This is a genomic window from Croceitalea marina, assembly GCF_042684265.1.
GTDB classification, from domain to species: domain Bacteria; phylum Bacteroidota; class Bacteroidia; order Flavobacteriales; family Flavobacteriaceae; genus Croceitalea; species Croceitalea marina.
In genome coordinates this window covers 171072-196098 of sequence record NZ_JBHULB010000008.1, presented here as the reverse complement: position 1 = coordinate 196098, position 25027 = coordinate 171072, and the positions used below count along the sequence as shown (strand labels likewise).

Sequence of the window (25027 nt, the reverse complement as noted above, 5' to 3'; positions counted from 1 at the left end):
TTAGAAAAACTTTAGATGTTTCCCTGTAAAAATAGGTGCGACAAATATGTGAACAAAAAACCTAAAAAAAAAATGATTACAGGTTGAATTTATACTTTTTTTTTCGCATGTTCCAGTCAGGAAATCAAAGCCTATAAATATATACTTTTTCAGTTAAAAACATGAGGAATCACAAACTTTCTTTTCGGGTACGATACGGTGAAACAGATCAGATGGGTATTGTCTATCATGGCAACTATGCGCAGTACCTTGAAATGGGAAGAGTAGAGTGGCTAAGGGATTTGGGCGTAACATATAAATCAATGGAAGAAAACGGTGTACTTTTACCAGTAATAAACTTACAATTAAAGTACTTAAAATCTGCTAAATATGATGATTTGATTACAGTAGAAACTACACTGCGAAAAAAGCCTATGGTGAAGATTGAATTTGACTATAAAATCTATAATGAAACTAGGGTATTGTTAGTTGAGGCAAATACGGTTTTGGCTTTTATGGATAAAGCGAAAAATAAACCGATGAAATGTCCCGATTATATTCTCGATAAATTGGATTTTTAACGAATTTTTGAAATGGAGATTTTATGAAGCTCATCAAATCTTTTTTGAATCATTTCATACTCACCTCTTCTAACCGTTACAAGTAATTCACAATTTAGTTCTAGCTTTTGAGATAGGATATGAACGTGATGTTGTTTTAAAATTCGCATTACAATATCCATTTCGGGGTAATCAAATACAATTTTTAATTGTACTTCAATCAGTTTTTCAACAATTGAAGCTGATTCAATGGCCAATTGTGCCGATGTTTTATAGGCCTGTACTAATCCGCCAACTCCAAGCTTAGTTCCGCCAAAAAAGCGAACAACGGCCACTAGCACATTAGTGAGTTCAAAGGTCTGAATTTGACCATAAATAGGCATGCCTGCCGAGTTATTCGGCTCTCCATCATCATTGGCTCTATAAGATATGGTATCAGTACCTAGTTGCCATGCATAACATACATGATTGGCAGTATGGTATTTCTTTTTTAAACCGGTAATGATGGGTTTCACCTCATCTTCTGTGTTGATTGGAAATACGTACCCGAAAAATTTACTTTTTCTATCCTTAAAAAGTACTTCATTTGAGGCTTTTGCTACTGTTTTATAAGAATCGTTCTCCATTAAAATAGCGCTACCAATAAAATACTAATGACTGCTAAGACAATTCCGCCCCAATTTTTTGGGTTCAGTTTCTCTTTGAACAGCACGATACCTAAAAGTGTAGAGAACATCACAATAGCTACATTATTTATGGTAAAGACCGATGCGCTATTGAGCGTGTCATTCTGCAGTGCCCTTAGTAAAAAGAAAATCGAAAAGTAATTGGGTATCCCAAGTGCAATTCCTCCCAAAACATTTCGAAAATTTACTTTAAGTGGAGCTTTTGAAGACTTTAATACAATAAATAATAAGCCTGTAGTGGCTGCCGCGGCAAATACGGTGGCAGAAAATAACGGAAATTCGGTACTATTTAATTTGGTCTCCCTAAAATAATTGATACTTGCATCTATTATCCCGGAGCCCAAGAAAACTAAAACAGGAAGCAAAAGCGTTTTCTTTGAAAACGAAATCGTGTTTTCTTTTACCGATGCAAAATAAACTGCTGCCAGTGCTAACAAAATACCAATCACTTTTAAGGTGGATAAAGATTCTTTGTAAGCTAAAATCCCCACCAAAACGGGTATAACCAATGACATTTTTGTAGCTACAGAGGCTACTGCCACCCCTACTTGCTGAGAAGTTTTTGCCATGATGTTAAATACAATGATGAAAAGTACTCCTAAAGCAAGCGTTCCCCAAAACCAATCTGAATGGTATACCTGGGTTACACTAATTTTTTCTTCGTAAAAGAATAATCCGGTACAGCTGGCCACAATGTAGTTTGTGATTATGGCATAAAGCGTCTGAATTTTAAAAACATCGAAAAGCTTGAAGATCACAAATATTAAGCTCGAGCAGAGTACGCTCAGAATAAGGTCTAACATTGCAGTTTCGATTTTAATGAAGTAATATCTTCTTGACCAACATTTAAATGCCAGGTTTTAATACCTAATTCGGCGGCGGCATCTATATTTTCTTTTGTGTCATCTACAAAAAAGGTTTCTTCAGTTATCAATCCGTTCTTTTTCAACACAAATTGAAATATCTCAGTATCCGGTTTTCGCATTCCCATTTCGTTAGAAAGGTAAAAAACTTCAAAACAGTTTTTAAAGCTATTATATTTTGAGACTCCAATCTGTTGTTTAACATAATCAATATGAAGTTCATTGGTATTGCTCAATAAAAACAAGCGATACTTTTTTAGTTGTGCCAATTCTTCAATAAATTCTAAACGATAATCGGGAAAATTCAATAAAATCGCGTTCCATGCGTCTATTAAATCTTCTCTTGTTGCTTTCGGGAACAGCAGTTGGGTTGTATTTAAAAAAGACTCGGTAGTAATCAAGCCTTTTTCATAGTCTTTGAACAATGTATCTAATTCTGGGGTTATTTCTTCAAACCCGAAAGCTTTCATGGCCCTTGCCGTCGCAGATTTGTCTAGGTTGATAAAAATATCGCCAAAATCAAGTATCAGGTTTTTAATCATTTTTAAGTATTCTCAAATTGTCCTCTAAAATTCGTTTTTCGGCTATCTGTTTTCCTGTTATACTTGGAGCTTTAATTCCATTTGCAAAAGTGATATTTCCTTTAAAAATTCTGGCTTCATCCCAAAAATTAGTATCAATAAAAGCTTGTAATGTCTGGGCACCACCTTCTACAAAAACACTATTTATTTCATGTTTGTAGAGTATATCGCAAATTTCTTTTGGTAAGTTTTTAAAGGTTGCAGTTTCATATGAGACACTATCGATAAATTTTGAAGTATCATCTATCGTAGTAATAATAATGGTCTTAACAGAACCATCGAATATGTTATAATTAGCGGGTATCTTTAAATCTTTATCTATAACTACCCTTACAGGGTTTTGACCCTTCCAAGTTCTTGCAGTGAGCTTTGGGTTATCGGCTAAAACGGTAGTTGTTCCAACTAAGATTGCCTGCTCTTGGCTGCGCCATTTGTGCACCAGTTGTTTGGAATATGGATTGGTAATCCAATAGGGTTCGGGTTCTTTTTTACGGATGGCGTTAACCGGAGCGATAAAACCATTTATGGTTTCTGCCCATTTTAATATGATATAAGGTCTTTGTTTTTCTTGAGCACTTAAAAATCGCTTATGGTGCTCACGGCATTCCTTTTCTAAAACACCAATGCTAACTTCACAACCAGCATCTCTTAGCATTTCAATGCTCTTGCCAGCTACTTTTTTGTTCGGGTCTTGAAGTCCGATTACCACTCGAGGAATCTTATATTTTAAAATGAGATTAACACAAGGTGGCGTTTTGCCAAAATGCGCACATGGTTCTAAGGTGACGTATAACGTTGATGCAGAAAGTACTGCTTTATTTTTTACAGCGTTGATTGCGTTCACTTCTGCGTGTGGCCCGCCATAAGGGCTGGTATATCCTTCTCCGATATTTTTTTCTTTGTGAATAATTACGCAACCGACCATTGGATTGGGAGCTGTAGTGCCTAATCCATTTTTGGCCAATTGGATACAGCGCAACATGTATTTTTCATCTATATTCACGGCATAAAAGTAGCATAATAAATTTCAAAATGCAGTCAGTCAATATTCGGGAAATAACTTTAAATGATAACCAAGAAGTTGCTAAAGTAATCCGTAAGGTTTTAGAAGATTTAGGTGTGCCCAAAGTTGGTACCGCGTATGCCGATAAAATTCTAGACACAATGTTCGAGGCCTACGACAAACCAAGAGCCACTTATTTTGTCTTAAAGGAAAACGGCGTTATCATGGGGTGTGCAGGTATTGCACAATTAGAAAATTATGAAGGCAATATCTGCGAGCTACAAAAAATGTATTTCTTAGAAAGTGCACGAGGTAAGGGCTTAGGTGCCCAAATGATTGAAACCTGCTTGGATCGTGCAAAATTCTTTGGCTATGAACAATGCTACATAGAAACCATGCCTTATATGAAAGCGGCCCAGAAACTATACTTAAAAAATGGTTTTGAATATATTGAAAAACCACTGGGAGACACTGGTCACTATTCCTGCCCTGTTTGGATGCTTAAAACCTTGACATGATCGTATCTGAAATCAAAAACATATTTCATCTTGAATTGGATGCCCTTTACCCTAAAGAAGAGGTAGCCACTTTTTTCTACCTTTTGTTAGAAAAACATTTGAGACTTGAAAGGTTTGCCTTGGTAATGCAGCCACAACTTGCTATTAGTAAAGAAGAAGAACAACCTTTTTTTGACGCGTTGGCACAACTAAAACTTGAAATACCTATTCAATACATTTTAGGGGAAGCGTACTTTATGGATGTAACCTTAAAAGTAAATAAAAATGTACTTATCCCTAGACCAGAGACCGAAGAACTGGTAACCTGGATATTGGAGGACGTACAAAGCTTAAACCTAGAGCATATCAACATTTTAGATATTGGAACTGGGAGCGGTTGCATTGCAATTGCTCTTGCCAAAGCCTTACCATATGCTAAAGTAACGGCCTTAGATATTTCACCCGAGGCCCTTGTCTTAGCACAAGAGAATGCGAAATTAAATACTGTTGAAATTGAATTTGTTCAAGGCGATGTTTTAGATGCGAGCCTCAGGCTCGATTCAAACTTTGATATTATTGTTTCCAATCCGCCTTATGTTCGAGAGCTTGAAAAAGCGGAGATTAAGAATAATGTTAAAAAACACGAACCTTCTTTAGCTTTGTTCGTGCCTGATAATAACGCCCTTATATTCTATAAAGCAATCGCTCAATTTTCAGATACCCATTTGCTTAAAAACGGAAAAATTTATGCTGAACTCAATCAATACTTAGCAGAAGAAACCAAGGATTTATTTGAAGGCGAAAATTTTTGTGACGTAAGCTTGAAAAAAGATATTTTTGAAAACACGCGTATGCTTCGTGGTATAAAAAAAGAACAATGAAAAGTGTTGTAGTGTTTTGTGGCAGTAGTGAAGGAGCCGATAAAAAATACGCCCAAGATGCATTTGCGTTAGGTAAAGCTTTTGCTGAATCTAACATCAAATTGATATATGGCGGCGCAAAAATCGGAATTATGGGCCAGGTAGCATCAGGTGCGCTAACTAATAAGGGGGAGGTTATCGGAGTAATTCCAAAGTTTTTAATGAAAAAAGAAGTTTATCACCCTGAACTGACCGAGCTAATCGTCACCCTAGATATGCATGAGCGCAAGCTCAAGATGCACGAGCTATCTGATGGAATTATCATGCTTCCTGGCGGATATGGAACTTTAGAAGAGTTTTTTGAAATGCTTACTTGGGCACAATTAGGTTTGCACCAATATCCTATCGGCATTTTAAATACAAACGGGTTTTATGATGCACTTTTAAGTATGATGCAACACATGGTACACCAAGAATTTGTAAAGCAAATCAATCTTGATATGATTTTGGTGGCAAACACAATTCCTGATTTACTGCATAAAATGGCTGCTTATAAACCAATCCCAGTACCAAAATGGTTAACCAAAGAACAGACGTAAATGGACGTTAAAGATAAAATAGAGAGCCTTCGTGATGAATTAAGGGAACATAATTACAACTATTATGTTTTGGACAATCCTACTATTTCAGATTATGATTTTGATATAAAGCTGAAAGAACTTCAGGCCTTAGAAGAGCAATATCCAGAGTTCTATGACGAATCTTCCCCCACTTTAAGGGTTGGTGGGGCAGTAACCAAGAATTTTGAAACTATAGTTCATGAGTCTAGAATGTACTCTTTGGATAACTCCTATTCAAAGGAAGATTTGGAGGATTGGGAAAAACGTATTCAACGTATTTTAGGGGATGTTGAGGTGGCCTTTACCTGTGAATTAAAATATGACGGGGCATCTATAAGTTTAACTTATGAAGAGGGAAAATTGGTTCGAGCAGTAACCAGGGGCGATGGATTTCAAGGTGATGATGTTACCGCAAATATTAAAACAATAAAATCGGTACCACTTCAATTAAAGGGCGATTACCCAGCAAAGTTTGATATTAGAGGTGAAATCATCCTTACCCTAGAGGGTTTTGCCAAAATGAATCAAGAGCGTTTGGCCAATGGTGAAGAAGCCTATATGAATCCAAGAAATACAGCATCTGGCAGCTTAAAACTTCAAGACAGCGCTATTGTGGCTAAGCGCCCTTTAGAATGCCTATTATATAGTATAGTCGGTAAGAATTTGAATTTCGACGCTCAATTTGACATGCTCGAAAAAGCACGCGAATGGGGCTTTAAAGTGCCCACGGTAGCGAAGCTCTGCAAAACTACAGATGAAGTAATGCAGTTTGTCGAAGATTGGGATGTTAAGCGTCACGATTTACCGTATGAGACCGATGGCGTAGTCGTTAAGGTCAATAGTTTAAGACATCAAGACGAATTAGGGTATACCGCCAAGGCACCACGATGGGCAATGGCCTATAAATTCAAGGCGGAGCAGGTTTCTACTATATTGAACGAGATTACCTATCAAGTAGGTAGAACAGGTGCGATAACCCCAGTAGCAAACTTAGAACCTGTTTTACTGGCGGGTACCACTGTAAAAAGAGCCTCTTTGCATAATGCCGATCAAATAGCAAAACTGGATATTCGTGAAGGAGATACGGTATTTGTTGAAAAGGGTGGGGAGATTATACCAAAAATAATTTCAGTAGATTTCACTAAACGCCCAATTGATTCCCAGGCGACTATTTATAGAACAAATTGCCCCGAATGCGATACAGCGCTGATTCGAAAGGAAGGGGAAGCACAGCATTTTTGCCCGAATGACTCCGGCTGTCCGCCACAGATTACGGGTCGCATTCAACACTTTATTTCGCGTAAAGCGATGGATATCGAAGGCTTAGGAGGTGAGACTGTAGAGTTATTGTTTAAAGAGGGCTTGATTGGCAACTATGCTGATTTATATACCCTTTCTAAAGAGCAGGTTATGCCTTTGGAACGTATGGCGGAGAAATCCGCAGAAAATCTGGTGAACGGGGTAGCGGCTTCAAAAGCAATTCCTTTTGAACGCGTTCTTTTTGGACTAGGGATACGTTATGTGGGGGAAACGGTAGCAAAGAAACTGGCCAAGGCCTATAAAAATATCGACACCTTGATGGTGGCCAACGAAGAAGAACTTATCGCAGTCGATGAAATAGGGGGTAGAATTGCGGAAAGTGTGGTACAATTTTTTAGTGATGAAACCAATCAACGGATTGTTGAGCGATTAAAATCATATGGTCTGCAATTTTCATTATCTGAAGAGCAACTACAAAATCAATCGGACACCTTAAAAGGAAAAACTTTTGTGGTTTCTGGAGTATTTGAAACTATTGGTCGTACAGAGCTTAAAAAATTGATAGAAGATAATGGAGGTAAGGTTTCTTCTTCCATATCTTCTAAAACCACCTATTTAGTAGCCGGGGCTAATATGGGGCCAAGCAAAAAAACAAAGGCCGAAGGGCTCAGGGTGCCTATTATTTCTGAGCAGGAGTTTTTGAACATGTTTTAATTCTCACAACTCTCACAATAGGTGTCATGTAAATAATCATCTTCCAATAACTGGAAGGTGATCCCACCTTCATTGGATGCATTGAAAAGCCTACAGAATCGTTCTTTGTTCAGGTTAATGGCATTAAGCATGATGGTGCGATACTCAGGATTTTGAATGATTTCCTTATTCACCAATGTAAGGTTTAGATAGTAAAACAACAGATTTTCATCAACGTCTACGGTCTTCATTTTTGGTTGTAGTAAATTTTCGGCAGCCTTAAGGTCGGCATAATAGGTCAAAAACTGGGCTAGACTTAGGTAATCATAATCTTGGAGTGGTACGTTTTTATAGTTTGCCACTATATATGCTACGGATTTATCCTTGTTGGCATAATCTCTTGCTCGCATGTACAACTCACTTTTAATAATGTGATAGTTCACCAGCATACGATTGATTAATCTTTGGTTAATGCCGTACTTTTTTAGGTTTAAGAGTTCGTTCTTAAAATTTTCCTGTTTTACAGGTTCTACGTTATAGCGCCAAATACGCATTTTTAAGGCGGCAATATTGTATTTAATTCGTTTGTCCTTTGGAGCTAATTTTTCTAGCTCTTGGAGTTCTTTGTAGGCAATAAGCAGATTGCGTTCATCCTTTAAATACCTAAAAGCAGAGTTTTTATTAAAAAATGGCGTATATTTTAACTGTCTTGGAATTTCCATGGAAGACAATACATCTGGATTTGCTTCTTTGTCTTTTAAGCGTTCAAAAATCGAGTTTTGCAGGGTAGTTGCTTCGTCTAGATTATCGTCACCAATTGCTTGATTAAATAAACTAATAATGACTTCTGTAGCCATGTCCTTATACTTGTCTATACGTTCCAATTCTAAACGAATAACTGCTTTTCTATGGTTTCGAAGGTATTTCTCTAATTCTTGTGCAGTGCTGCCAGTTAGTTTTTGTTTTACCTCGGCTTTGGGCAGCGATTTAAAAGAGTCAAAGTTCGTTCCGGTAATATCATTCAAGAACTCTACCCAGTTTTCAGACGTAGAAACTTTGGTTTCTATTGTGGGCTCTTGAAAAGCCTGCATTGCTTTTACTATACTTGATGCCCTTTCTTGTTGTAGTTTTAGGTTACGTTCGGCATTACCTTCTACTGAGGCATAAGCCTTTATATCAATTTTTTTGATATTGAAATCAGTTAATCTGAGCGAATCGTAAAGGGGTTTTATATCCTCTTGAGAATAGATAGATTTATTTTTTTCAAAAGGAATGGTAAACGTAAGTGTTTTTTGTTTGAGCGAATACTGGTCATCGTGCGCTTTGGCACTTAACTTGGTCTTGTAGGTTATAGAGTCTAGATACATGCCCATATCCAACAAATCCCATTGGTAGGATTCTAGGTTGAAAATAGTATAGTATTGACAAAGGTTCTTATCCGTTAAAAAGAGGATGTTAAATTCAACTTCTTTAGTCTTGTATGAATCTGGCAAGCGTCCGACCCGAGCTCTAAATTTATTGTTCTCAGCTGGGCGAAGGGTTTTTTTTAACTCAGGGGCGTAAACTGGTTTTAGAAGTTCACCCCGTATTTGCTGTAACTCTGGCAATACTTCAAGACAGCCGTACCTATCTTTTGAAACGACATCTACGGCAATACCATCACCTGCGTTTTTAAACAAGAGGTTAAACCATTTCTTATCGTTCACCTCAAAATAGAGCGTATTGGTTTGGTCCATCTTAATTGAAAAACCTACTTCCTTGGGTTTTTGGGCAAAGGCCTGAAAGCACCGTTGACAAACAATGCTTCTCTCGCCTTGAGGAAATTGAATATCAAAAGTTTCTTGCGAAAAACCATTTGTGCTTAGTGCTAAAAAGAATAGAGTTAATTTGAGGTAATAAGGTTTCATAGTTAGTTTTTGGCATCTAGATAAACTTTTACTCTTCTTTCGGCATTCTCCTTAATATTCATGTAGTAGAAATTGATATCTGCGATATGGTAATTTTTACTGCGATATAAAAAGCTCCAAGGAAACTTTGGTTTTGTTGCCCATAGAATACCCTCATGAACTTGAGCGTCTACACGTCTTGGAAGTATTCGATTAAAATCTCTGAGTACAGCCCCCAAGTTTTGGTTTTTTGCAACATAGGTAGTATCCGTTGTCCAGTTTAAAGGGTTAGTTACTAAAATAGAATCGTCGACAGGTCTGTCATCTGGAATGTAGTTTCTTTTGAAGGTTCTCCACGAAATAAAGCAGCCCAGTTCGGTTGCGCTTTCACAAGGAAAAATAGTTTTGAAATAGTCCTTGGTCACTGGCATGCCAATGAGGTATGCAGCTACTAATTGCTGCTGTAACGATGTGTTATCAAAAAATTCTTTGATTAGCGGTCCTGCATGGGTTGTTCCTTGACTATGCCCTGCAATGATTACGGGCCTACCATTGTTATAGTATTTAAGGTAGTGTTCAAAGGCATTTTTTACATCGTTGTAGGCCAATGCAAATGCTTTTTTTGCTGATTCTTTATCAGATGTGCTATAGCTAACCAGATGTGCTTGCCGATAGCGCGGCGCAAAAACACGTCCGGCAGCATTGAATGCGCTGGCTTGAAATAGAATGGTAGACGCATCGACCTGGTTATTTAATTCTTTATTTGATATACTTGGGTTCCAAGGAAGATTTTTCCCTTTACTTCTATATATTGTTGGATGGATAAAAAAAACATCTGCTTTCAAATTTGATGATGCAGTTCTGTCAGACCCTGGAATTTTATCTGCGTTATCCCTTTTATCTGGATGGGCGGCCCAGTGATTCAGGTTTGAGTAGTCAATTTCTAAAACCTCAGGGCTGCTATAAGTTGCAGAAGGACCATAAGTCTTACAAGAGGTGAATTGAAATATAACAAATAGAATAAGGAGTAGCGAATATCGAATCATATCGCCTAATTTAGAGAAAGATTTTTGAAGTTGAAATGAAAATAGCCTTCAACCGTAAATGATTACAAACACGACAAGAAGATTTTGGTATGTACTACTATCAAGCTTTGCCTTTTTAGTACGCTATCGTTATTTTAAAAAATGGTTTTGGGCGCCGATGCTCATTTTACTTTTGGGTTTTGCGGTGCCTCAGAAAATGATAATTCCCGTAGAGAACGCCGATTTAAAAAGTTGGGATGAAAAATCTTTTTGGGCCTACCCGTGGGGGAGTTCTATTACGCATAAGGGAATTGACATTTTTGCGGAAAAAGGAACACCAGTTGTAGCATCTACTAACGGAATTGTAGTGTATACCTTTGACGGTGGAAAAGGAGGGAAGTCCGTTATGGTTCTAGGCCCCAAGTGGCGATTTCATTACTATGCGCATTTAGATAGAATTGAAACTTTTCCTCTGAAACCTTTGAAAAGAGGTTCGGTTATTGGTGCCGTTGGCGATACCGGAAACGCGAAGGGCAAGCCACCACATCTACATTACGCCATTACGACGCCCTTTCCTTATTTTGCCTTATGGGACGATAATGCAGTGCAAGGCTGGAAAAAAATATTTTATTTGAATCCTGATATTTGGTTACGGCCTTAACTTTATAAAATGACACCTCAGAATTACGATGATTTTACAAGAACATTGACCGAAGAAATGCCGGATACAGAATGGCCTTTGGCACTACAAGCTCTTTGGTATGCCTCAAATAATGATTGGGAAGCATCTCATGATATTGCCCAAGACCTTCATGCTCCGATAGGTAGTTGGATTCATGCTCATCTACACCGCGCAGAAGGTGACAAGTTTAATGCCGATTACTGGTATAGGCTGGCTGGCAAACCATTTCCTAGCCTATCTATTCAAGATGAAATTAAGGAAATTATAGAATCACTTTTATCGAAATGATTTAATGTTCTCGGTAGCTAAAATTTACTCTCCGGCCTGCAGATTTAATTCCCCTACAGCTTTTCTAACATCATCTCCCCAGATAAAAAAACGATTATAAGGTTTTACTTTATAGTAGCGTTGCGGATTATAGATTTTTAGGCTGGTCATGTCAACACAATAACGTTGAACCCAACTACTTTCATTAATAAAAAAGCCTTCTGATGCTTTAGCCTTTTTACACTGTTGATGCAGTTTCATGCACATTCTGTATTCATATGCTGTAAGCATTTTAGAATCGGCCCAAGCCCCAAGGTTATTTTCAAAGGCCTTTCTTGTTCCTAACCTCGCCAGAAGTAGATCAGAATTCTTTGGCAGATTCGGGTAAATTAGTATGGAAGAGGCCCAGCCAGACTCTAACAATAAAAGATTGAATGTTTTTCGTTCATCCGCGGTAACCGATGAAAGCTCGGTTTTGGTATAGCTGGGGGCAACGTAAGCTAGAAGCCTGCCATAACGATCAAAATGCTCATCTGCGGATCGTACAAAAAGACTACGGTTGGTTCCGTTTGGTTTTTGTAATCTTTGGTTCATGAGCTGTCTAAAAAACTCTTTGGCTGCAAGACCTTGTGTAATCTGTAAAGTACCGGCATTAGTAAGTTTTGGCAGCAATAGGGCCTTCAACCCAGAATCTATCCAAGAATCAAAATTGCCGCTTTCCAAAAAGGTTTTTAGCTCACCCAATTTTGTATTTGCGGTAGACTCACCCCCTAAATAACTTGTTTCTGGGGTGTCTATGCCCAACATGCGAATGGGCATTCTAACATAAGGGGTGTCGCCGTCAGCAGGATCTCCAGATTTACTCTTCTTGCCCAGTTGGTTGAGTTCAATACCTTTGGGGTCCCAAAAAATAGGTACTTCTGCCATATTCAAATGCTTTGTTAATTAAGAATTTTAAGTTAATAATAATCGTACAGAATCATATCAAAAATGTGTAGTTGTAAGTTAAACTTGTATGAAAGGGAGTAAGTGATGAATGAGTCAATGTTATAAATAAAACATATTGTTTATTTTTAAACAATTATTGTTAATTATCTTTGCTAATAGATTGCTAGGATATTAATTACCTTTGTGTAAATGCGCAAGTTCAAATGATATTCAGGGCAATTCAAGATAAATTTAAAGTCAAATCCGGACTTAAATATTTAGAAGACGAATTAAAAAAACCTAAACCGTTAAGTAGTCGAAAAGCTGGTGTTACCTCAATAGGATGCATCGTTGATATGGATAAATTTCCTGACCCTGAGGCATTCAACAAGTTGATAAGTGATTTTTCATTACAGCCAAATGGGGTGAAAATTATTGGCTATAAAAAAGATGAAGCCGCACATTCGCCATTCGGAATTCAGTTTTGCACTGATAAAGATTTAGGATGGAACGGTACAATTGAAAACGGGTTTGTTTCAGAGTTTGTTGATAGGGAGTATGATGTGCTTATTAATTATTATACAGATGATAAGCTTGTACTAAACTTATTGACAGCGCGTACAAACGCTAGAATAAAAGTTGGTTTTCCTTCGGTGGATACGAAATTGAATGATTTAATTTTCGATACCGCTGTAAGCAACTTTGATGTGTTTAGGGCAGAGTTGAAAAAATATTTAAAGGTTCTTAACGAATTATAGTAATGGAAGCATTGATGGGTACAGGTGTGGCATTGGTTACTCCTTTTAAAAAAGATTTTTCTATAGACACTAGTGGTCTAGAACGTATTGTTGAGCACTGCATTGCTGGAGGTATAGATTATTTGGTGGTTTTAGGAACCACGGCAGAATCTGCAACCTTGTCCAAAACCGAAAAAGAACTCGTTAAGAAGACTGTTATAAACGCTAATGCAGGCAGGTTGCCCTTGGTTGTTGGTATAGGTGGAAATAATACTAGGGCAATTATTGAAGAATTGGCCGAATCCGATTTGGAAGAATTCACGGCGATACTTTCTGTTTCGCCCTATTACAATAAACCTACGCAAGAAGGCATATATCAACATTTTAAGGCGATTTCCAAGGCATCTCCCATCCCTATAATTCTTTATAATGTACCTTCTAGAACCGGCAGTAATATGTTGCCCGAAACGACCCTAAGAATAGCACGGAATTGTAATAATGTCATAGCCATAAAAGAGGCTTGTGGTGATATGGTACAAATAGATGCCATTTTAGAGCAAAAACCAACCGATTTTATGGTGATTTCAGGTGATGATTTTACCGCTTTGCCAACTGTTTTGGCAGGTGGGGCAGGGGTGATATCAGTTTTAGGACAAGGACTTCCCAATTCTTTCTCAAGATTGATTCGGTATGGTTTGCAAGGCAATTCGGATGCAGCTTATGAAATCCATCATGCCCTTCTCAATGGGATGCATCTAATTTTTGAAGAAGGTAATCCTGCTGGAATTAAAACCATATTTGAACATTTGGGGATATGCGATGCTCATGTGAGATTGCCATTGATGGATGCAAGCCCAGAATTAAAGGTAAAAATCAAGCACTTTTTAGATACTTTGGAAACCGCTGAGGTTTCGCATAGTTAAATCTTCGCTAAAACTATTGGTATTGCCTTTCTGAGGGCATATGTTTGTGCGTGCAACTATTTTTTTTATATCCGTTGATAATCACTAATTTTGCCAAATATTTTTGACAATGAGGTCTATTTTACCTTTACTTTTTTCTGCTATCTTTTTAGTTTCATGTAATGAGTACCAAAAGGTACTCAAAAACACGGATATTAAGGCTAAATATGATATGGCCGAAAAGTTCTATAATGAGGGGGATTACAAACGCGCTAAAAGACTGTTTGAACAAATTGCACCTAAATACGTGGGTAAACCCCAAGGAGAACGTGTAATGTTCTTCTTTGCCAACACGTATTTCAAAACGGGAGATTATTACTTGTCCGGTTACCAATTTGAGAGGTTCATTAAATCCTATCCAAAGAGCGATAAAATTCAAGAAGCATCATATTTAGGAGCTAAAAGTTATTATGAGTTGTCACCTAAGTATAGCTTGGATCAAACGGACACTGATAAAGCCCTTAGTAAACTGCAAACGTTTATAAATACCTATCCTGAATCTGAGTTTTTTGCAGATGCTAACACCATGGCGCAGGAATTGACCACGAAAAAAGAAAAGAAAGAGATAGAGATTGCAAAACAGTTTGATAAGTTGGGGGAGTTTAATTACCCCATCTTGGTTTCGGCAATCGCTGCCTTGGATAATTTCATTGCTGATAACCCAGGTTCTGAGTATCGTGAAGATGCCTTTTACTATAGGGTAAAGGCCTCAGCTAACTTGGCGTTCAATAGTACACCGCAGCGTATGCAAGAACGTTTGAAAGAAGCAATGGAGGCCTATAATGCCTTAAAGAAATCCTATCCTGAAACAAAGTATGACAAAGAGGCTACAAATCTCTACGAAAAAATAACAAAAGAATTAGAAGGCTTTCAAGAGAATGCCAAATAAGATTTATAATAGAAAATAAAATGAACGATTTAAAAAACACCAAAGCTCCGGTTACTACTGTAACTCATAATAAAAACGAGTTCGACGAGAAAACCGACAACATATATGAAGCTATTTCTATAGCTTCTAAAAGGGCGATTCAAATCAACTCTGAAATCAAGAAAGAACTTTTAGAAAAATTAGAAGAGTTTGCTACTTACAGTGACAGTTTAGAAGAAGTTTTTGAAAACAAAGAGCAGATTGAAGTCTCTAAGTTCTATGAGAAACTTCCTAAACCACATGCACTTGCCGTTCACGAATGGTTAGAAGACAAAATTTATTATAGAAACACTGAGAAAGACGCATAGTTATGTTAAGTGGTAAAAATGTCCTTTTAGGTATTACCGGAGGGATTGCTGCTTATAAAACAACCTTTCTTGTTCGATTACTTATAAAAGCTGGCGCTACGGTCAAAATTGTAATGACCCAAAGCGCCAGCTCTTTTGTTTCTCCGCTAACACTTTCTACCCTCTCTAAGAATCCGGTTTTATCCGATTTTGTAAATGAAACCGACGAAAGTATATCATGGAACAATCATGTAGAGTTAGGTCTCTGGGCAGATGTTTTTTTAATTGCCCCGGCAACTGCGAACACCCTTTCTAAAATGGCAAATGGTACTTGCGATAATCTATTGCTTGCTACCTACCTTTCTGCCAAATGTCCTGTTTATTATGCTCCGGCGATGGATTTAGATATGTACAAGCATCCTTCGACCAAAACTTCTTTAGACCAGCTGCAAGATTTTGAAAATGTGATGATTCCGGCTGAATCTGGAGAATTGGCAAGTGGACTGGTAGGCGAAGGCCGTATGGCCGAACCGGAAAATATTATTGCTTTTTTGCAAAAGCATCTAGCTGAAGGATTATCGCTATCTAACAAGAAAGTTTTGATTACTGCTGGGCCTACACATGAGGCCATCGACCCTGTTCGTTTTTTAGGAAATCGTTCTTCTGGTACTATGGGCTTCGAATTGGCTAAAAGAGCAGCTGATTTGGGTGCTCAGGTCTTTTTGATTTCCGGTCCAACAAGCTTATCAGTATCGCACTATGGTATTGAATTGATTAGGGTTACGACTGCTGAAGAAATGTATAATGCAGTTCATAAATATTATTCAGAAGTAGAAGTTGCGATAAGTGCAGCTGCCGTTGCCGATTATCGCCCTAAATCAATCTCAGAACAAAAAATTAAGAAAAAAGGAGAAGGATTGCAGATTGACTTAGTGCGAACAAAAGACATTTTGTTGTCAATGGGCGAGCAAAAGAAAAATCAATACTTGGTCGGTTTTGCCTTGGAGACCGAAAATGAAGAGGCAAACGCGAAAAATAAGTTGCAACGTAAAAATTTAGATGCCATTGTTTTGAATTCTTTACAAGACAAAGGAGCAGGTTTTGGCGGAACCACGAATAAAATAACCTTCATTGATAAGAATTCTAAGGTAAAAGCGTTTGAATTAAAGACAAAGTCTGAAGTTGCCGCAGACATCTGGTCAGAAATCATTACAAGAATTCATGGGTAGATATTTTTTCTTTTTGAACTGTTTACTTTTTTCGGCCATAGCTATTGGTCAAGAGTTGAACTGTGAAATTACCGTAAACGGTGACCAAGTCTTACAAACACGACCGGAAGTGTTTAAAACCCTCGAACGTTCTTTGAACGATTTTGTAAACAAAACAAAATGGACCAATCGTACTTTTAAAGAAAACGAAAAGTTGAACTCCAGAATGTTCATTACCATTACCAAAGGAGAAGGTGACCGTTTTGATGCTACGATACAATTACAATCTTCTAGACCGGTCTATAATACTTCATACGAGACGCCCATTTTTAATTATAAAGACAATTCATTCAACTTTAGGTATCAAGAATTTCAACCCCTAATATTTAACACCAATAGCTTTGATTCTAATTTGGTGGGGGTGATTTCGTATTATGTCTATATTATGTTAGGTTTAGACGCTGATACATTTTCTTTACAAGGTGGCGACGATTATTATAGACAAGCACAGAATATTGTCACCCAGGCTCAAGGCAGTAATTTTGCAGGTTGGTCGCAATCCGCACAAGATAATAGAACCCGCTTTGATTTAGTGGATAATTTACTTTCTAATACCTTTAGGGAATATCGCATTGCCATGTACAATTACCATCGAAAGGGTATGGATATTTTAGGAGACAATAATAGTACCGGTAAACAGGTGATTTCAGGTAGTTTGCGTTTATTTGAAACGCTTATCAAAAGAAGACCTAATGCATTCTTGATTCAAACCTTTTTTGACGCTAAATCTGAAGAAATTCAAAATATTTTCTCTGATGGTCCTAAGGTCGATATCGTGAAACTTAAAGAAACCCTGAATAATGTAGCGCCATTTTATTCCAATACTTGGAGTCAGATAAGCTACTAGTATTTTTTTGCCTAGAACATATATCTTTGCGTTCTAAATTAAAACACATTGCTTACGCACCTTTCTATAAAAAATTATGCTTTAATAGACGATTTAAACGTTTCGTTTACTAAAGGGTTTACTACCATTACCGGTGAAACAGGGGCTGGAAAATCTATCCTTTTAGGAGGACTTTCATTGGTTTTAGGAAAAAGGGCGGACTTATCTTCTTTAAAAAAGAAAGAAGAAAAATGTATTATCGAGGCTTCTTTTGAAATCGCGCGCTATAATCTGGGTTCATTCTTTGAGACTCATGATTTAGATTATGAAAATCAGTCAATTTTAAGACGTGAAATATTACCCAGTGGCAAGTCTCGTGCTTTTATTAACGATACACCTGTCACCCTAGATATCCTTTCTGGTTTAGGAGAACGCCTGGTAGATGTTCATTCTCAGCATCAAACCTTGCGCTTGACTGAAAATGACTTTCAGATGAAAGTTATCGATGCCCTAGCGGAGAATGCCCAACACTTAGAAAACTATTCTTCAAAACTAAAAGTCCATCAAAGCATCTTAAGAGAATTGAATGAATTGCTTGATTTTCAAACCAATGCGGACAAAGAACTAGATTACAACAGTTTCTTATTTAAAGAATTGGAAAGTGCTCCTTTGCAACCTGGAATACGAGAGACCTTGGAAACGGAGTATGAACAGCTCAATAATGTCGAAACGATACTCGAGCAATTATCTAGCACATATCAACTTTTGAATGCAGAACAGGTAGGCATACTAAACAGTGTTGCCCAATTGCAGCAAGCAACCCAAAAATTAACGGGTTTTGGAAAACAGTTCGAGCAGTTAAACGAAAGAGTACAATCAATTGCCATTGAAATTGTAGATATTGCCAGTGAGTTAGAAGTGCAGCAAGAGACTGTAGAAGCTAACCCAATGCGCTTAGAAGAAGTGAATAACCAGTTACAATTATTACATAACTTGTTTAAAAAACATCAGGTTGCATCTGTCGAAGAGTTACTGATAATAAGAGAAGATTTAGAACTTAAAGTTGATGCATCTGTTAATATCGAGTCTAGAATTAGAGAAAAGCAAAATACTGTTTCAGAAAGTGAAGCTGCTTTAAATGCAATTGCCAAAGAAATTGGTGAAAGACGTAATGCTATTATTCCAAAGTTAAAATCATTGCTTCAAGAAAAGCTAGCGGCTTTGGGTATGGCCTCGGCGACCTTTAAAATTGCTATTACACCATCAGAAAATTTCAAACCAAACGGTAAAGATGAACTTACCTTTCTTTTTTCCGCAAATAAGGGCAGTACCTACGGTGAATTAAAGAAGGTAGCTTCCGGGGGTGAACTTTCTCGAATAATGTTGACCATAAAATCAATTTTGGCGGAATATGAACATTTACCCACTTTGATGTTCGATGAAATTGATACTGGGGTTTCTGGAGAAATTTCAAATAAAATGGGCGAAATCATGCAAGAAATGAGTTCAAACATGCAGGTGTTCTCTATTACTCATCTTCCTCAAGTGGCGTCTAAAGGAGTGTATCAATTTAAAGTTTTTAAAGAAGAAGGTGACGCTAGCACTACAACGCATATGAAACGGTTAAGCCAAGAAGAGCGGGTAAGTGAGCTGGCAGAAATGCTAGGAGGAAAATCTCTTTCTAGTTCTGCTATAGCCCATGCAAGAGAGTTGTTGGAGTCTAATAGTTAGTCTAACCATTATTTGGTTTCGCACAGCTACTAAATCAATACCCAAATTGTTATCTTTGCCGCCTAAACCAACAATAAAAATACATGGGGTATAATTTGTTAAAAGGAAAAAGAGGAATCATTTTTGGAGCGTTAGATGAAAATTCTATTGCATGGAAAACCGCTGAACGAGTTCATGAAGAAGGTGGTACTTTTGTTTTGACCAATGCGCCAATCGCTATGCGAATGGGCCAAATAAAGGCTTTAGCGGAAAAAACGGGCTCAGAAATTATTCCGGCTGATGCTACCAATGAAGAAGATCTAGAAAATTTGGTTTCTAAATCGGTGGAAATTTTAGGAGGTAAGCTGGATTTCGTTTTACATTCTATTGGTATGTCTGTTAATGTTAGAAAAGGACGTGCATATACAGATGAAAAATATGATTTTACAACTAAGGGTTGGGATGTTTCTGCACTTTCCTTTCATAAAGTAATGCAATCACTCTACAAAGCAGATGCCATGAATGAATGGGGTAGTATAGTGGCCTTGACCTATATGGCGGCGCAACGTACTTTTCCTGACTATAATGATATGGCTGACAACAAGGCTTATTTAGAGTCTGTGGCACGTAGCTTTGGATACTTTTTTGGTAAAGAGAAAAAGGTGCGCGTAAATACAATTTCTCAATCGCCAACCCCAACAACTGCAGGGCAAGGTGTTAAAGGCTTTGATGGCTTTATCAGTTATGCCGAAAAAATGTCTCCTCTAGGTAATGCCACTGCAGGTGATTGTGCAGATTATACTATTTCTTTGTTCTCTGATTTAACCAAGAAGGTGACCATGCAGAACTTGTTTCATGATGGTGGTTTCTCTAACACCGGCGTAAGTCAAGAGGTTATTGACGAGTTCACTGAATAATACGATTTAATTTTTTTGAAAGCCATCCAGAATAGGATGGCTTTCGTATTTATATACGTATGCTTGATTTAAGTTTTTCATTCATCATTCCTGTTTACAATAGACCTGAGGAGGTTCAAGAATTACTGGAGAGCCTTTCAAAGCAAGATTTTGACCGCTCTTTCGAAGTTGTCATAATTGAAGATGGTTCTACATTAAGTTCTGCCAATGTTATAGAGTTCTTTAAAGAGCAGCTTCAGATTTCATATTATGAAAAGGATAATACCGGTCCTGGAGATTCTAGAAATTACGGCATGCGACATGCAAAAGGCAATTATTTTGTTGTTTTAGATTCAGATTGTATTATTCCTCCGCAGTATTTAAGAGAAGCGATGAGGGAGCTCGAAGATGAATTTGTGCATTGCTACGGTGGGCCAGATGCCGCGCATGAGTCATTTTCATTAGTTCAGAAGGCAATAAATTACGTAATGACCTCATTGTTTACTACTGGAGGTATTCGCGGTAACAAAAAAGCTCTGGACAAGTTTCAACCGCGTAGTTTTAACATGGGTATTTCTAAAGAAGCTTTTGAGGCGACACAAGGTTTCGGTAATATTCATCCAGGTGAAGACCCAGACTTAACATTTAGAATTTGGAAAGCGGGCTATACATCACGTTTGTTTCCTGAGGCATTCGTGTATCATAAGCGCAGAATAGATTGGAGCAAGTTTTACAAACAAGTTCATAAGTTTGGAATGGTTCGACCGATTCTAAATAAATGGCATCTAGGCACTGCTAAGTTGACCTATTGGTTTCCAACTTTTTTTATTCTAGGATTGTTGTTTTCAATTATACTTTATGCCATGGCGTTTTCATGGCCTTTATGGTGGTATAGTATCTATTTCGCTTTAATTTTTATAGATTCTCTTTTAAAGAATCGCAATTTAGCAATTGCTTTACTTTCAATTTTTGCAACTCTAATCCAGTTTTTTGGTTATGGTTGGGGTTTTTTAAAGTCGACCTTCTTGCTTAACTTTAGCACTAAACCGGCCGAGGAATTATTTCCAAAGCTATTCTTTAAGAAACAATAGAGTTGTGCTAAAAAAAATCCTAGGTGGTCTTAATCAGAGAAAGGTAAAAATATTCCTTTTGTTTTTGGCATGTTCTACTTTAGCTTGGAGTATTAGCAAGTTATCAGAGTCGTATGAGTCCCGTGCAAATTTCGAATTGGTGTATACAAAATTTCCAGACTCTCTTTTATTAAATACAAAGGAAACTGATTATTTAGTCGCTAAAATTAGGGCGAGCGGATTTCAGTTTTTGGGATATGGTATTACCAAGGGAAAAATTAGAGTTAACCTACAAGAAGTGAACAATAAAGACAATGATTACTTTTTAACGGACACGGAATTAAAAGTGCAGTTTGAACGCCAGCTTTCGAACACTGTATCTTTATTAGAACTTGAAAAAGATACTTTTTTCATTGATCTGTATAAGGTAGCGACAAAAGAAGTGGCCATTAACCCGAACATCACTATTGATGTAGCTTCAAACCATATTTTAGATGGAGGATTAATTTTAGAGCCTAAAACGGTTTCCATTAAAGGCCCTGCCAAAGAAATTGCTAAAATAAATGAGGTTTTTACAGCGCCATTGGTTTTAACAGGATTGTCAAATGATTTTTCAGAAAAACTACTGTTGATAAAGCCTGAGGCTATCGATAATACCATATTACTTCAAGAAGTTGTTGAGGTTTCAGGTAAGATTGTAGAATTTTCTGAAAGAGCTTTCGAAATTCCTTTAAGTTCGGTTAATATTCTAGAGGGCTATCGAATTAAAACCTTTCCAAATAAAATAGAACTGGTATGTAAGGCAAGTTTAGAAAGTTTAAAAACTATGAAACTTTCTGACTTTGAGGTAGTCGTCGATTACAATTCTTTATTAAATAAAGAATCAAAATACCTAAACGTTCAGCTTAAGCGAACACCTGCGAACATCTATTCGGTACAATTATTGACCGGCAAAGTTGAATTTGTTTTAGAAAAACTATGATTGTAGGTTTGACAGGAGGTATTGGAAGTGGAAAAAGTACGATAGCTAAACTTTTTAAGGAATTGGGAGTTCCGATATATGATTCTGATAAAGAGGCTAAAAACCTCATGAATACTTCGAAACCCATCAGGGATTCCTTAATAAAGCTATTAGGGAAAAAAGCTTATAAGGGAAAAGTATTGAATCGCGATTATATTTCAGGTAAGGTTTTCAAAGATGACAATCTACTATCTCAACTTAATGCAATTGTTCATCCTAAGGTAAAAAAGCATTTTAAAGATTGGTGTGCAGAACAAGACGCCCCTTACGTAATACAAGAAACGGCGCTCATTTTTGAGAATAAGGCCCAAGATAATTATGATAAAATAATATTGGTTACCGCCCCTGTGTCTGTTCGAATAGCAAGGGTCATGGATAGGGATGAAGTAGATGAAAGTGCCGTTTTAGATATAATACACAATCAATTGACCGATGAAGAAAAAAGCGGAATGGCCGATTATCTTGTTGAAAATATTGATTTAAAAAAGACTTCTGAAAGTATAAAACAAATTCACGACCAACTACTGGCGGAAGCCAATTAACCGCAGAATTTTAACATTTTTGTTAAGGTTAGGTTAAACGGGAAATGGTCTAAATGTTAAATTTCTAATTTTACCATAATGAACAAGAAGCGTTTTGTTCTTCTCGTCATCTTAATGAGCCTCTCGCTTATTGGAATCATCTCTGTTCAGGTCTATTGGATCAAGCAGTCTGTTGAAGATAAGGAAGAGCAATTTTCGAATGCGGTTGAAGATGTTTTAGATAAGGTTGCGGATAGGGTAGAAAGCAGGGAGAGAAGGGATTATAATGATAGAGTAGCAACCTACGTTGATAGCGCCAAGGTGCCTCGGTCGTCGCAGTATAAAAGCATTTTTTTTGTTGACCGAGATTTAAATTCTGATGAGCTTAGATTTTATTCTCATGGAATTTTAGAAGAGGATTATGGATCATCTTCAATGTTCTTTGACAATTCTGGAGATAGTGACTCTACCTCGATAATAAATTTATCGAGTAAAAGAACAACAACGGTCCTTAAAGAAGAATTTGGTTTGGACGGTAAAAGATATGCCTTGACACCAATCCAAAAAATGGAAAAAATAGGGGGGCTTACCCAAATGGAGAAAGCTGCCTTTGATGATGTTTTTAGAGAGAGGGCTAAAAAAGTACCAATACATGATAGGGTCTCTAAGCAAGAAATTGAACTTTTATTGAACAGAGAGCTTGAAAATAGAGGTATCGATATTGATTTTGAATATGGAGTTTACAGCAGTGGTTTTCCTACCAAAGTAAAATCTAAAAAATTCAAATTTAAGAATACGGCGATTTACGACACACCTATTTTTAGGGATAGTGAAGGCGTTACAGATTTTGCATTATTGATTTCTTTTCCTAACAAAAAGAAATTCTTAATGGGTAGCATTATGACCATGGCCGTGTTGTCATTGATTTTTGTTTTGGTAATCATAATTGCCTATTCAAGCGCCATTTATCAATTGATACAGCAAAAGCAGATATCTGAAATAAAATCTGATTTCATCAATAATATGACACATGAGTTTAAAACGCCTATTGCTACGATTAACTTGGCTGTTGAGGCGATAAGAAACCCGAAGTCGATTGATGACAAAGATAAAGTACTGAGGTATCTTGGGATGATTAGAGATGAGAATAAAAGAATGCATGCCCAGGTGGAAAATGTATTACGAATATCCAAGCTTGAAAAAAATCAATTGGACATTAGTAAAGATAGGGTAGATGCCCACGACATAATAAATGATGCCATAGCCCATGTAGAATTGATTGTTGAAGATAGGGGTGGTTATGTGAAAACGCATTTAAAGGCAGAAAGGTCTGATGTTTTGGCAAATGAAATGCATTTTACTAATGTAATTGTCAATGTATTGGACAATGCGGTTAAATATTCTCCAGAGGCACCAAAAATAGATGTCTTTACAGAAAAGGCGAAAAATAGCATTATAATAAAAGTACAAGACCAAGGCTCAGGTATGAGTAAGGTCGTGTTAAAAAAAGTTTTTGAAAAGTTCTATAGAGAACACACAGGTAATATACACAATGTAAAGGGTCATGGTTTAGGCTTGGCATATGTGAAGAAAATAATTGATGATCACCAAGGTGAGGTTTATGTTGAGAGTGAAAAAGGAAAAGGAAGCACTTTTTATATTAAACTACCTTTAATTTAAAAAAATATGGAAACGGAAAACAAGAAAATACTTTTGGTGGAAGACGATCCAAACTTTGGAATCGTTTTGAAAGATTATTTGCAGATGAATGATTTTGATGTTGTTCTTGCAAAAAACGGAATGGAGGGTTTTGAAAAATTCAAGAAAGATAATTATGATGTCTGTATTTTAGATGTTATGATGCCTTATAAAGATGGTTTTACACTAGCTAAGGAAATTCGAGAAAAGAATGAAAATGTGCCAATAGTATTTCTGACTGCCAAAACAATGAAAGAAGATGTTCTTAAAGGATATAAGGCGGGCGCGGATGATTATTTAAATAAACCATTTGACTCTGAGGTATTATTGATGAAACTTAAAGCAATACTTCAGCGAAAAGCCTCTAATACCCTAGCAGATAGCAAGCAGTTCGAATTTAAAATCGGAAACTTTCATTTGAATTCTAAACTTCGTTTTCTAAAATACAAAGAAGAAGAGCCTATTAAGCTCTCACCTAAAGAGAATGAGTTATTACGACTTTTGGCCTTGCATGAAAACGATTTGATGCCTCGGGAATTGGCCTTGACTAAAATATGGAGAGACGATAACTACTTTACTTCTAGGAGTATGGATGTTTATATCGCCAAGCTTCGTAAATACCTAAAACGTGACGATGTTGTTGAGATTTTGAATATTCACGGTGAAGGATTCCGTTTAGTGGTAAAGGTAGAAGGCGAATAAAACAGGATTTTA

27 protein-coding genes are annotated in these 25027 nt (G+C 37.0%); 20 read left to right on the top strand and 7 right to left on the bottom strand.

The window, feature by feature from the left end; genetic code table 11:
• The first annotated feature begins 161 nt into the window (after positions 1-161).
• The gene (locus ACFSQJ_RS07900) at positions 162-560 is read left to right on the top strand and encodes an acyl-CoA thioesterase (RefSeq protein WP_377766406.1); all 399 of its coding nucleotides are present in this window, start codon (positions 162-164) and stop codon (positions 558-560) included.
• Here the strand turns inward: ACFSQJ_RS07900 and ACFSQJ_RS07895 are convergent.
• From ACFSQJ_RS07895 to ribD, 4 genes are read right to left on the bottom strand one after another with little or no spacing between them, the layout of a single operon-like run.
• Positions 557-1165 carry an IMPACT family protein gene (locus ACFSQJ_RS07895; protein ID WP_377766405.1) on the bottom strand — a complete coding sequence of 203 codons (609 nt, stop codon included), beginning with the start codon at positions 1163-1165 and terminating at the stop codon, positions 557-559. The two genes, ACFSQJ_RS07900 and ACFSQJ_RS07895, sit on opposite strands and share 4 nt — an antisense overlap.
• Positions 1165-2028, bottom strand: a complete 864-nt coding sequence (locus tag ACFSQJ_RS07890) for an EamA family transporter (protein WP_377766404.1) — start codon at positions 2026-2028, stop codon at positions 1165-1167. The genes ACFSQJ_RS07895 and ACFSQJ_RS07890 overlap by 1 nt, the downstream gene beginning before the upstream one ends.
• The gene (locus ACFSQJ_RS07885) at positions 2022-2630 is read right to left on the bottom strand and encodes an HAD family hydrolase (protein ID WP_377766403.1); all 609 of its coding nucleotides are present in this window, start codon (positions 2628-2630) and stop codon (positions 2022-2024) included. Before ACFSQJ_RS07885 ends, ACFSQJ_RS07890 begins: the two co-directional genes overlap by 7 nt.
• The gene (gene ribD, locus ACFSQJ_RS07880; RefSeq protein WP_377766402.1) at positions 2623-3672 is read right to left on the bottom strand and encodes a bifunctional diaminohydroxyphosphoribosylaminopyrimidine deaminase/5-amino-6-(5-phosphoribosylamino)uracil reductase RibD; all 1050 of its coding nucleotides are present in this window, start codon (positions 3670-3672) and stop codon (positions 2623-2625) included. The genes ACFSQJ_RS07885 and ribD overlap by 8 nt, the downstream gene beginning before the upstream one ends.
• A 29-nt stretch (positions 3673-3701) precedes the next feature.
• Here ribD and ACFSQJ_RS07875 point away from each other — a divergent pair, with 29 nt between their 5' ends.
• Genes ACFSQJ_RS07875 through ligA form a run of 4 tightly spaced genes read left to right on the top strand, consistent with a single transcriptional unit; the run spans position 3702 to position 7623 of the window.
• Complete coding sequence (locus ACFSQJ_RS07875) at positions 3702-4190, top strand: GNAT family N-acetyltransferase (protein ID WP_377766401.1); 489 nt, start codon at positions 3702-3704, stop codon at positions 4188-4190.
• The gene (gene prmC, locus ACFSQJ_RS07870) at positions 4187-5050 is read left to right on the top strand and encodes a peptide chain release factor N(5)-glutamine methyltransferase (RefSeq protein WP_377766400.1); all 864 of its coding nucleotides are present in this window, start codon (positions 4187-4189) and stop codon (positions 5048-5050) included. The genes ACFSQJ_RS07875 and prmC overlap by 4 nt, the downstream gene beginning before the upstream one ends.
• Complete coding sequence (locus ACFSQJ_RS07865) at positions 5047-5628, top strand: LOG family protein (protein ID WP_377766399.1); 582 nt, start codon at positions 5047-5049, stop codon at positions 5626-5628. The genes prmC and ACFSQJ_RS07865 overlap by 4 nt, the downstream gene beginning before the upstream one ends.
• Positions 5629-7623 carry an NAD-dependent DNA ligase LigA gene (gene ligA / locus ACFSQJ_RS07860; protein WP_377766398.1) on the top strand — a complete coding sequence of 665 codons (1995 nt, stop codon included), beginning with the start codon at positions 5629-5631 and terminating at the stop codon, positions 7621-7623.
• Here the strand turns inward: ligA and ACFSQJ_RS07855 are convergent.
• Together ACFSQJ_RS07855 and ACFSQJ_RS07850 are read right to left on the bottom strand one after the other, a co-directional pair.
• Positions 7620-9509, bottom strand: coding sequence for a hypothetical protein (locus ACFSQJ_RS07855; RefSeq protein WP_377766397.1), 1890 nt, complete (start codon positions 9507-9509; stop codon positions 7620-7622). The genes ligA and ACFSQJ_RS07855 overlap by 4 nt on opposite strands.
• A 2-nt stretch (positions 9510-9511) precedes the next feature.
• Positions 9512-10534 (bottom strand): DUF3089 domain-containing protein, encoded by a 1023-nt coding sequence (locus ACFSQJ_RS07850; protein ID WP_377766396.1) that lies wholly within the window; start codon positions 10532-10534, stop codon positions 9512-9514.
• Positions 10535-10592: 58 nt separating this feature from the next.
• On the opposite strand from ACFSQJ_RS07850, the gene ACFSQJ_RS07845 reads away from it, so the two are divergent.
• Together ACFSQJ_RS07845 and ACFSQJ_RS07840 are read left to right on the top strand one after the other, a co-directional pair.
• Complete coding sequence (locus ACFSQJ_RS07845; RefSeq protein ID WP_377766395.1) at positions 10593-11174, top strand: M23 family metallopeptidase; 582 nt, start codon at positions 10593-10595, stop codon at positions 11172-11174.
• 9 nt (positions 11175-11183) lie between these two features.
• Complete coding sequence (locus ACFSQJ_RS07840) at positions 11184-11483, top strand: hypothetical protein (RefSeq protein ID WP_377766394.1); 300 nt, start codon at positions 11184-11186, stop codon at positions 11481-11483.
• Between the two features lie 24 nt (positions 11484-11507).
• On the opposite strand, the gene ACFSQJ_RS07835 is transcribed toward ACFSQJ_RS07840, so the two are convergent.
• Positions 11508-12389 carry a thermonuclease family protein gene (locus tag ACFSQJ_RS07835; protein WP_377766393.1) on the bottom strand — a complete coding sequence of 294 codons (882 nt, stop codon included), beginning with the start codon at positions 12387-12389 and terminating at the stop codon, positions 11508-11510.
• 224 nt (positions 12390-12613) lie between these two features.
• Between ACFSQJ_RS07835 and ACFSQJ_RS07830 the strand changes: the two genes are divergently transcribed.
• From ACFSQJ_RS07830 to ACFSQJ_RS07770, 13 genes are all read left to right on the top strand, one after another.
• Entirely contained in the window at positions 12614-13147 is a 534-nt protein-coding gene (locus tag ACFSQJ_RS07830; RefSeq protein WP_377766392.1) for a DUF6913 domain-containing protein, read from the top strand.
• A 2-nt stretch (positions 13148-13149) separates the two neighbouring features.
• Positions 13150-14049, top strand: coding sequence for a 4-hydroxy-tetrahydrodipicolinate synthase (gene dapA, locus ACFSQJ_RS07825; protein ID WP_377766391.1), 900 nt, complete (start codon positions 13150-13152; stop codon positions 14047-14049).
• Between the two features lie 109 nt (positions 14050-14158).
• On the top strand, positions 14159-14977 hold the full coding sequence (locus tag ACFSQJ_RS07820) for an outer membrane protein assembly factor BamD (RefSeq protein ID WP_377766390.1): 819 nt from the start codon (positions 14159-14161) through the stop codon (positions 14975-14977).
• A gap of 20 nt (positions 14978-14997) precedes the next feature.
• A complete protein-coding gene (locus ACFSQJ_RS07815) occupies positions 14998-15324 on the top strand; it encodes a DNA-directed RNA polymerase subunit omega (RefSeq protein WP_377766389.1) in 327 nt (108 codons plus the stop codon).
• Between the two features lie 2 nt (positions 15325-15326).
• The gene (gene coaBC, locus ACFSQJ_RS07810; RefSeq protein ID WP_377766388.1) at positions 15327-16532 is read left to right on the top strand and encodes a bifunctional phosphopantothenoylcysteine decarboxylase/phosphopantothenate--cysteine ligase CoaBC; all 1206 of its coding nucleotides are present in this window, start codon (positions 15327-15329) and stop codon (positions 16530-16532) included.
• Positions 16525-17418: a type IX secretion system protein PorD gene (porD, locus tag ACFSQJ_RS07805; protein WP_377766387.1), complete on the top strand. Its 894-nt coding sequence runs from the start codon at positions 16525-16527 to the stop codon at positions 17416-17418. Before coaBC ends, porD begins: the two co-directional genes overlap by 8 nt.
• A gap of 48 nt (positions 17419-17466) precedes the next feature.
• Positions 17467-19128, top strand: a complete 1662-nt coding sequence (gene recN / locus ACFSQJ_RS07800; protein ID WP_377766386.1) for a DNA repair protein RecN — start codon at positions 17467-17469, stop codon at positions 19126-19128.
• A gap of 83 nt (positions 19129-19211) precedes the next feature.
• Positions 19212-20024 (top strand): enoyl-ACP reductase FabI, encoded by an 813-nt coding sequence (locus ACFSQJ_RS07795; RefSeq protein WP_377766385.1) that lies wholly within the window; start codon positions 19212-19214, stop codon positions 20022-20024.
• A gap of 59 nt (positions 20025-20083) precedes the next feature.
• A complete protein-coding gene (locus ACFSQJ_RS07790) occupies positions 20084-21094 on the top strand; it encodes a glycosyltransferase (RefSeq protein WP_377766384.1) in 1011 nt (336 codons plus the stop codon).
• Between the two features lie 4 nt (positions 21095-21098).
• A complete protein-coding gene (locus ACFSQJ_RS07785) occupies positions 21099-22055 on the top strand; it encodes a CdaR family protein (RefSeq protein WP_377766383.1) in 957 nt (318 codons plus the stop codon).
• Positions 22052-22636 (top strand): dephospho-CoA kinase, encoded by a 585-nt coding sequence (gene coaE / locus ACFSQJ_RS07780; RefSeq protein WP_377766382.1) that lies wholly within the window; start codon positions 22052-22054, stop codon positions 22634-22636. Before ACFSQJ_RS07785 ends, coaE begins: the two co-directional genes overlap by 4 nt.
• A 78-nt stretch (positions 22637-22714) precedes the next feature.
• Positions 22715-24295: a sensor histidine kinase gene (locus ACFSQJ_RS07775; protein WP_377766381.1), complete on the top strand. Its 1581-nt coding sequence runs from the start codon at positions 22715-22717 to the stop codon at positions 24293-24295.
• Between the two features lie 6 nt (positions 24296-24301).
• On the top strand, positions 24302-25015 hold the full coding sequence (locus ACFSQJ_RS07770) for a response regulator transcription factor (RefSeq protein WP_339333927.1): 714 nt from the start codon (positions 24302-24304) through the stop codon (positions 25013-25015).
• Positions 25016-25027 lie beyond the last annotated feature (12 nt).

Bases quoted from the DNA above. Each gene is read 5' to 3' on its own strand.
- ACFSQJ_RS07900 (WP_377766406.1), top strand. From the start codon at position 162: ATGAGGAATCACAAACTTTCTTTTCGGGTACGATACGGTGAAACAGAT.
- dapA (WP_377766391.1), top strand. From the start codon at position 13,150: ATGGAAGCATTGATGGGTACAGGTGTGGCATTGGTTACTCCTTTTAAA.
- ACFSQJ_RS07790 (WP_377766384.1), top strand. From the start codon at position 20,084: ATGCTTGATTTAAGTTTTTCATTCATCATTCCTGTTTACAATAGACCT.
- ACFSQJ_RS07830 (WP_377766392.1), top strand. From the start codon at position 12,614: ATGATATTCAGGGCAATTCAAGATAAATTTAAAGTCAAATCCGGACTT.
- ACFSQJ_RS07845 (WP_377766395.1), top strand. From the start codon at position 10,593: ATGATTACAAACACGACAAGAAGATTTTGGTATGTACTACTATCAAGC.
- ACFSQJ_RS07895 (WP_377766405.1), bottom strand. From the start codon at position 1,165: ATGGAGAACGATTCTTATAAAACAGTAGCAAAAGCCTCAAATGAAGTA.
- ACFSQJ_RS07865 (WP_377766399.1), top strand. From the start codon at position 5,047: ATGAAAAGTGTTGTAGTGTTTTGTGGCAGTAGTGAAGGAGCCGATAAA.
- ACFSQJ_RS07850 (WP_377766396.1), bottom strand. From the start codon at position 10,534: ATGATTCGATATTCGCTACTCCTTATTCTATTTGTTATATTTCAATTC.
- ACFSQJ_RS07840 (WP_377766394.1), top strand. From the start codon at position 11,184: ATGACACCTCAGAATTACGATGATTTTACAAGAACATTGACCGAAGAA.
- ACFSQJ_RS07815 (WP_377766389.1), top strand. From the start codon at position 14,998: ATGAACGATTTAAAAAACACCAAAGCTCCGGTTACTACTGTAACTCAT.
- ACFSQJ_RS07875 (WP_377766401.1), top strand. From the start codon at position 3,702: ATGCAGTCAGTCAATATTCGGGAAATAACTTTAAATGATAACCAAGAA.
- coaBC (WP_377766388.1), top strand. From the start codon at position 15,327: ATGTTAAGTGGTAAAAATGTCCTTTTAGGTATTACCGGAGGGATTGCT.
- ACFSQJ_RS07855 (WP_377766397.1), bottom strand. From the start codon at position 9,509: ATGAAACCTTATTACCTCAAATTAACTCTATTCTTTTTAGCACTAAGC.
- porD (WP_377766387.1), top strand. From the start codon at position 16,525: ATGGGTAGATATTTTTTCTTTTTGAACTGTTTACTTTTTTCGGCCATA.
- ACFSQJ_RS07770 (WP_339333927.1), top strand. From the start codon at position 24,302: ATGGAAACGGAAAACAAGAAAATACTTTTGGTGGAAGACGATCCAAAC.
- ACFSQJ_RS07835 (WP_377766393.1), bottom strand. From the start codon at position 12,389: ATGGCAGAAGTACCTATTTTTTGGGACCCCAAAGGTATTGAACTCAAC.
- prmC (WP_377766400.1), top strand. From the start codon at position 4,187: ATGATCGTATCTGAAATCAAAAACATATTTCATCTTGAATTGGATGCC.
- ACFSQJ_RS07775 (WP_377766381.1), top strand. From the start codon at position 22,715: ATGAACAAGAAGCGTTTTGTTCTTCTCGTCATCTTAATGAGCCTCTCG.
- ACFSQJ_RS07795 (WP_377766385.1), top strand. From the start codon at position 19,212: ATGGGGTATAATTTGTTAAAAGGAAAAAGAGGAATCATTTTTGGAGCG.
- coaE (WP_377766382.1), top strand. From the start codon at position 22,052: ATGATTGTAGGTTTGACAGGAGGTATTGGAAGTGGAAAAAGTACGATA.
- ACFSQJ_RS07820 (WP_377766390.1), top strand. From the start codon at position 14,159: ATGAGGTCTATTTTACCTTTACTTTTTTCTGCTATCTTTTTAGTTTCA.
- ligA (WP_377766398.1), top strand. From the start codon at position 5,629: ATGGACGTTAAAGATAAAATAGAGAGCCTTCGTGATGAATTAAGGGAA.
- ACFSQJ_RS07885 (WP_377766403.1), bottom strand. From the start codon at position 2,630: ATGATTAAAAACCTGATACTTGATTTTGGCGATATTTTTATCAACCTA.
- ACFSQJ_RS07890 (WP_377766404.1), bottom strand. From the start codon at position 2,028: ATGTTAGACCTTATTCTGAGCGTACTCTGCTCGAGCTTAATATTTGTG.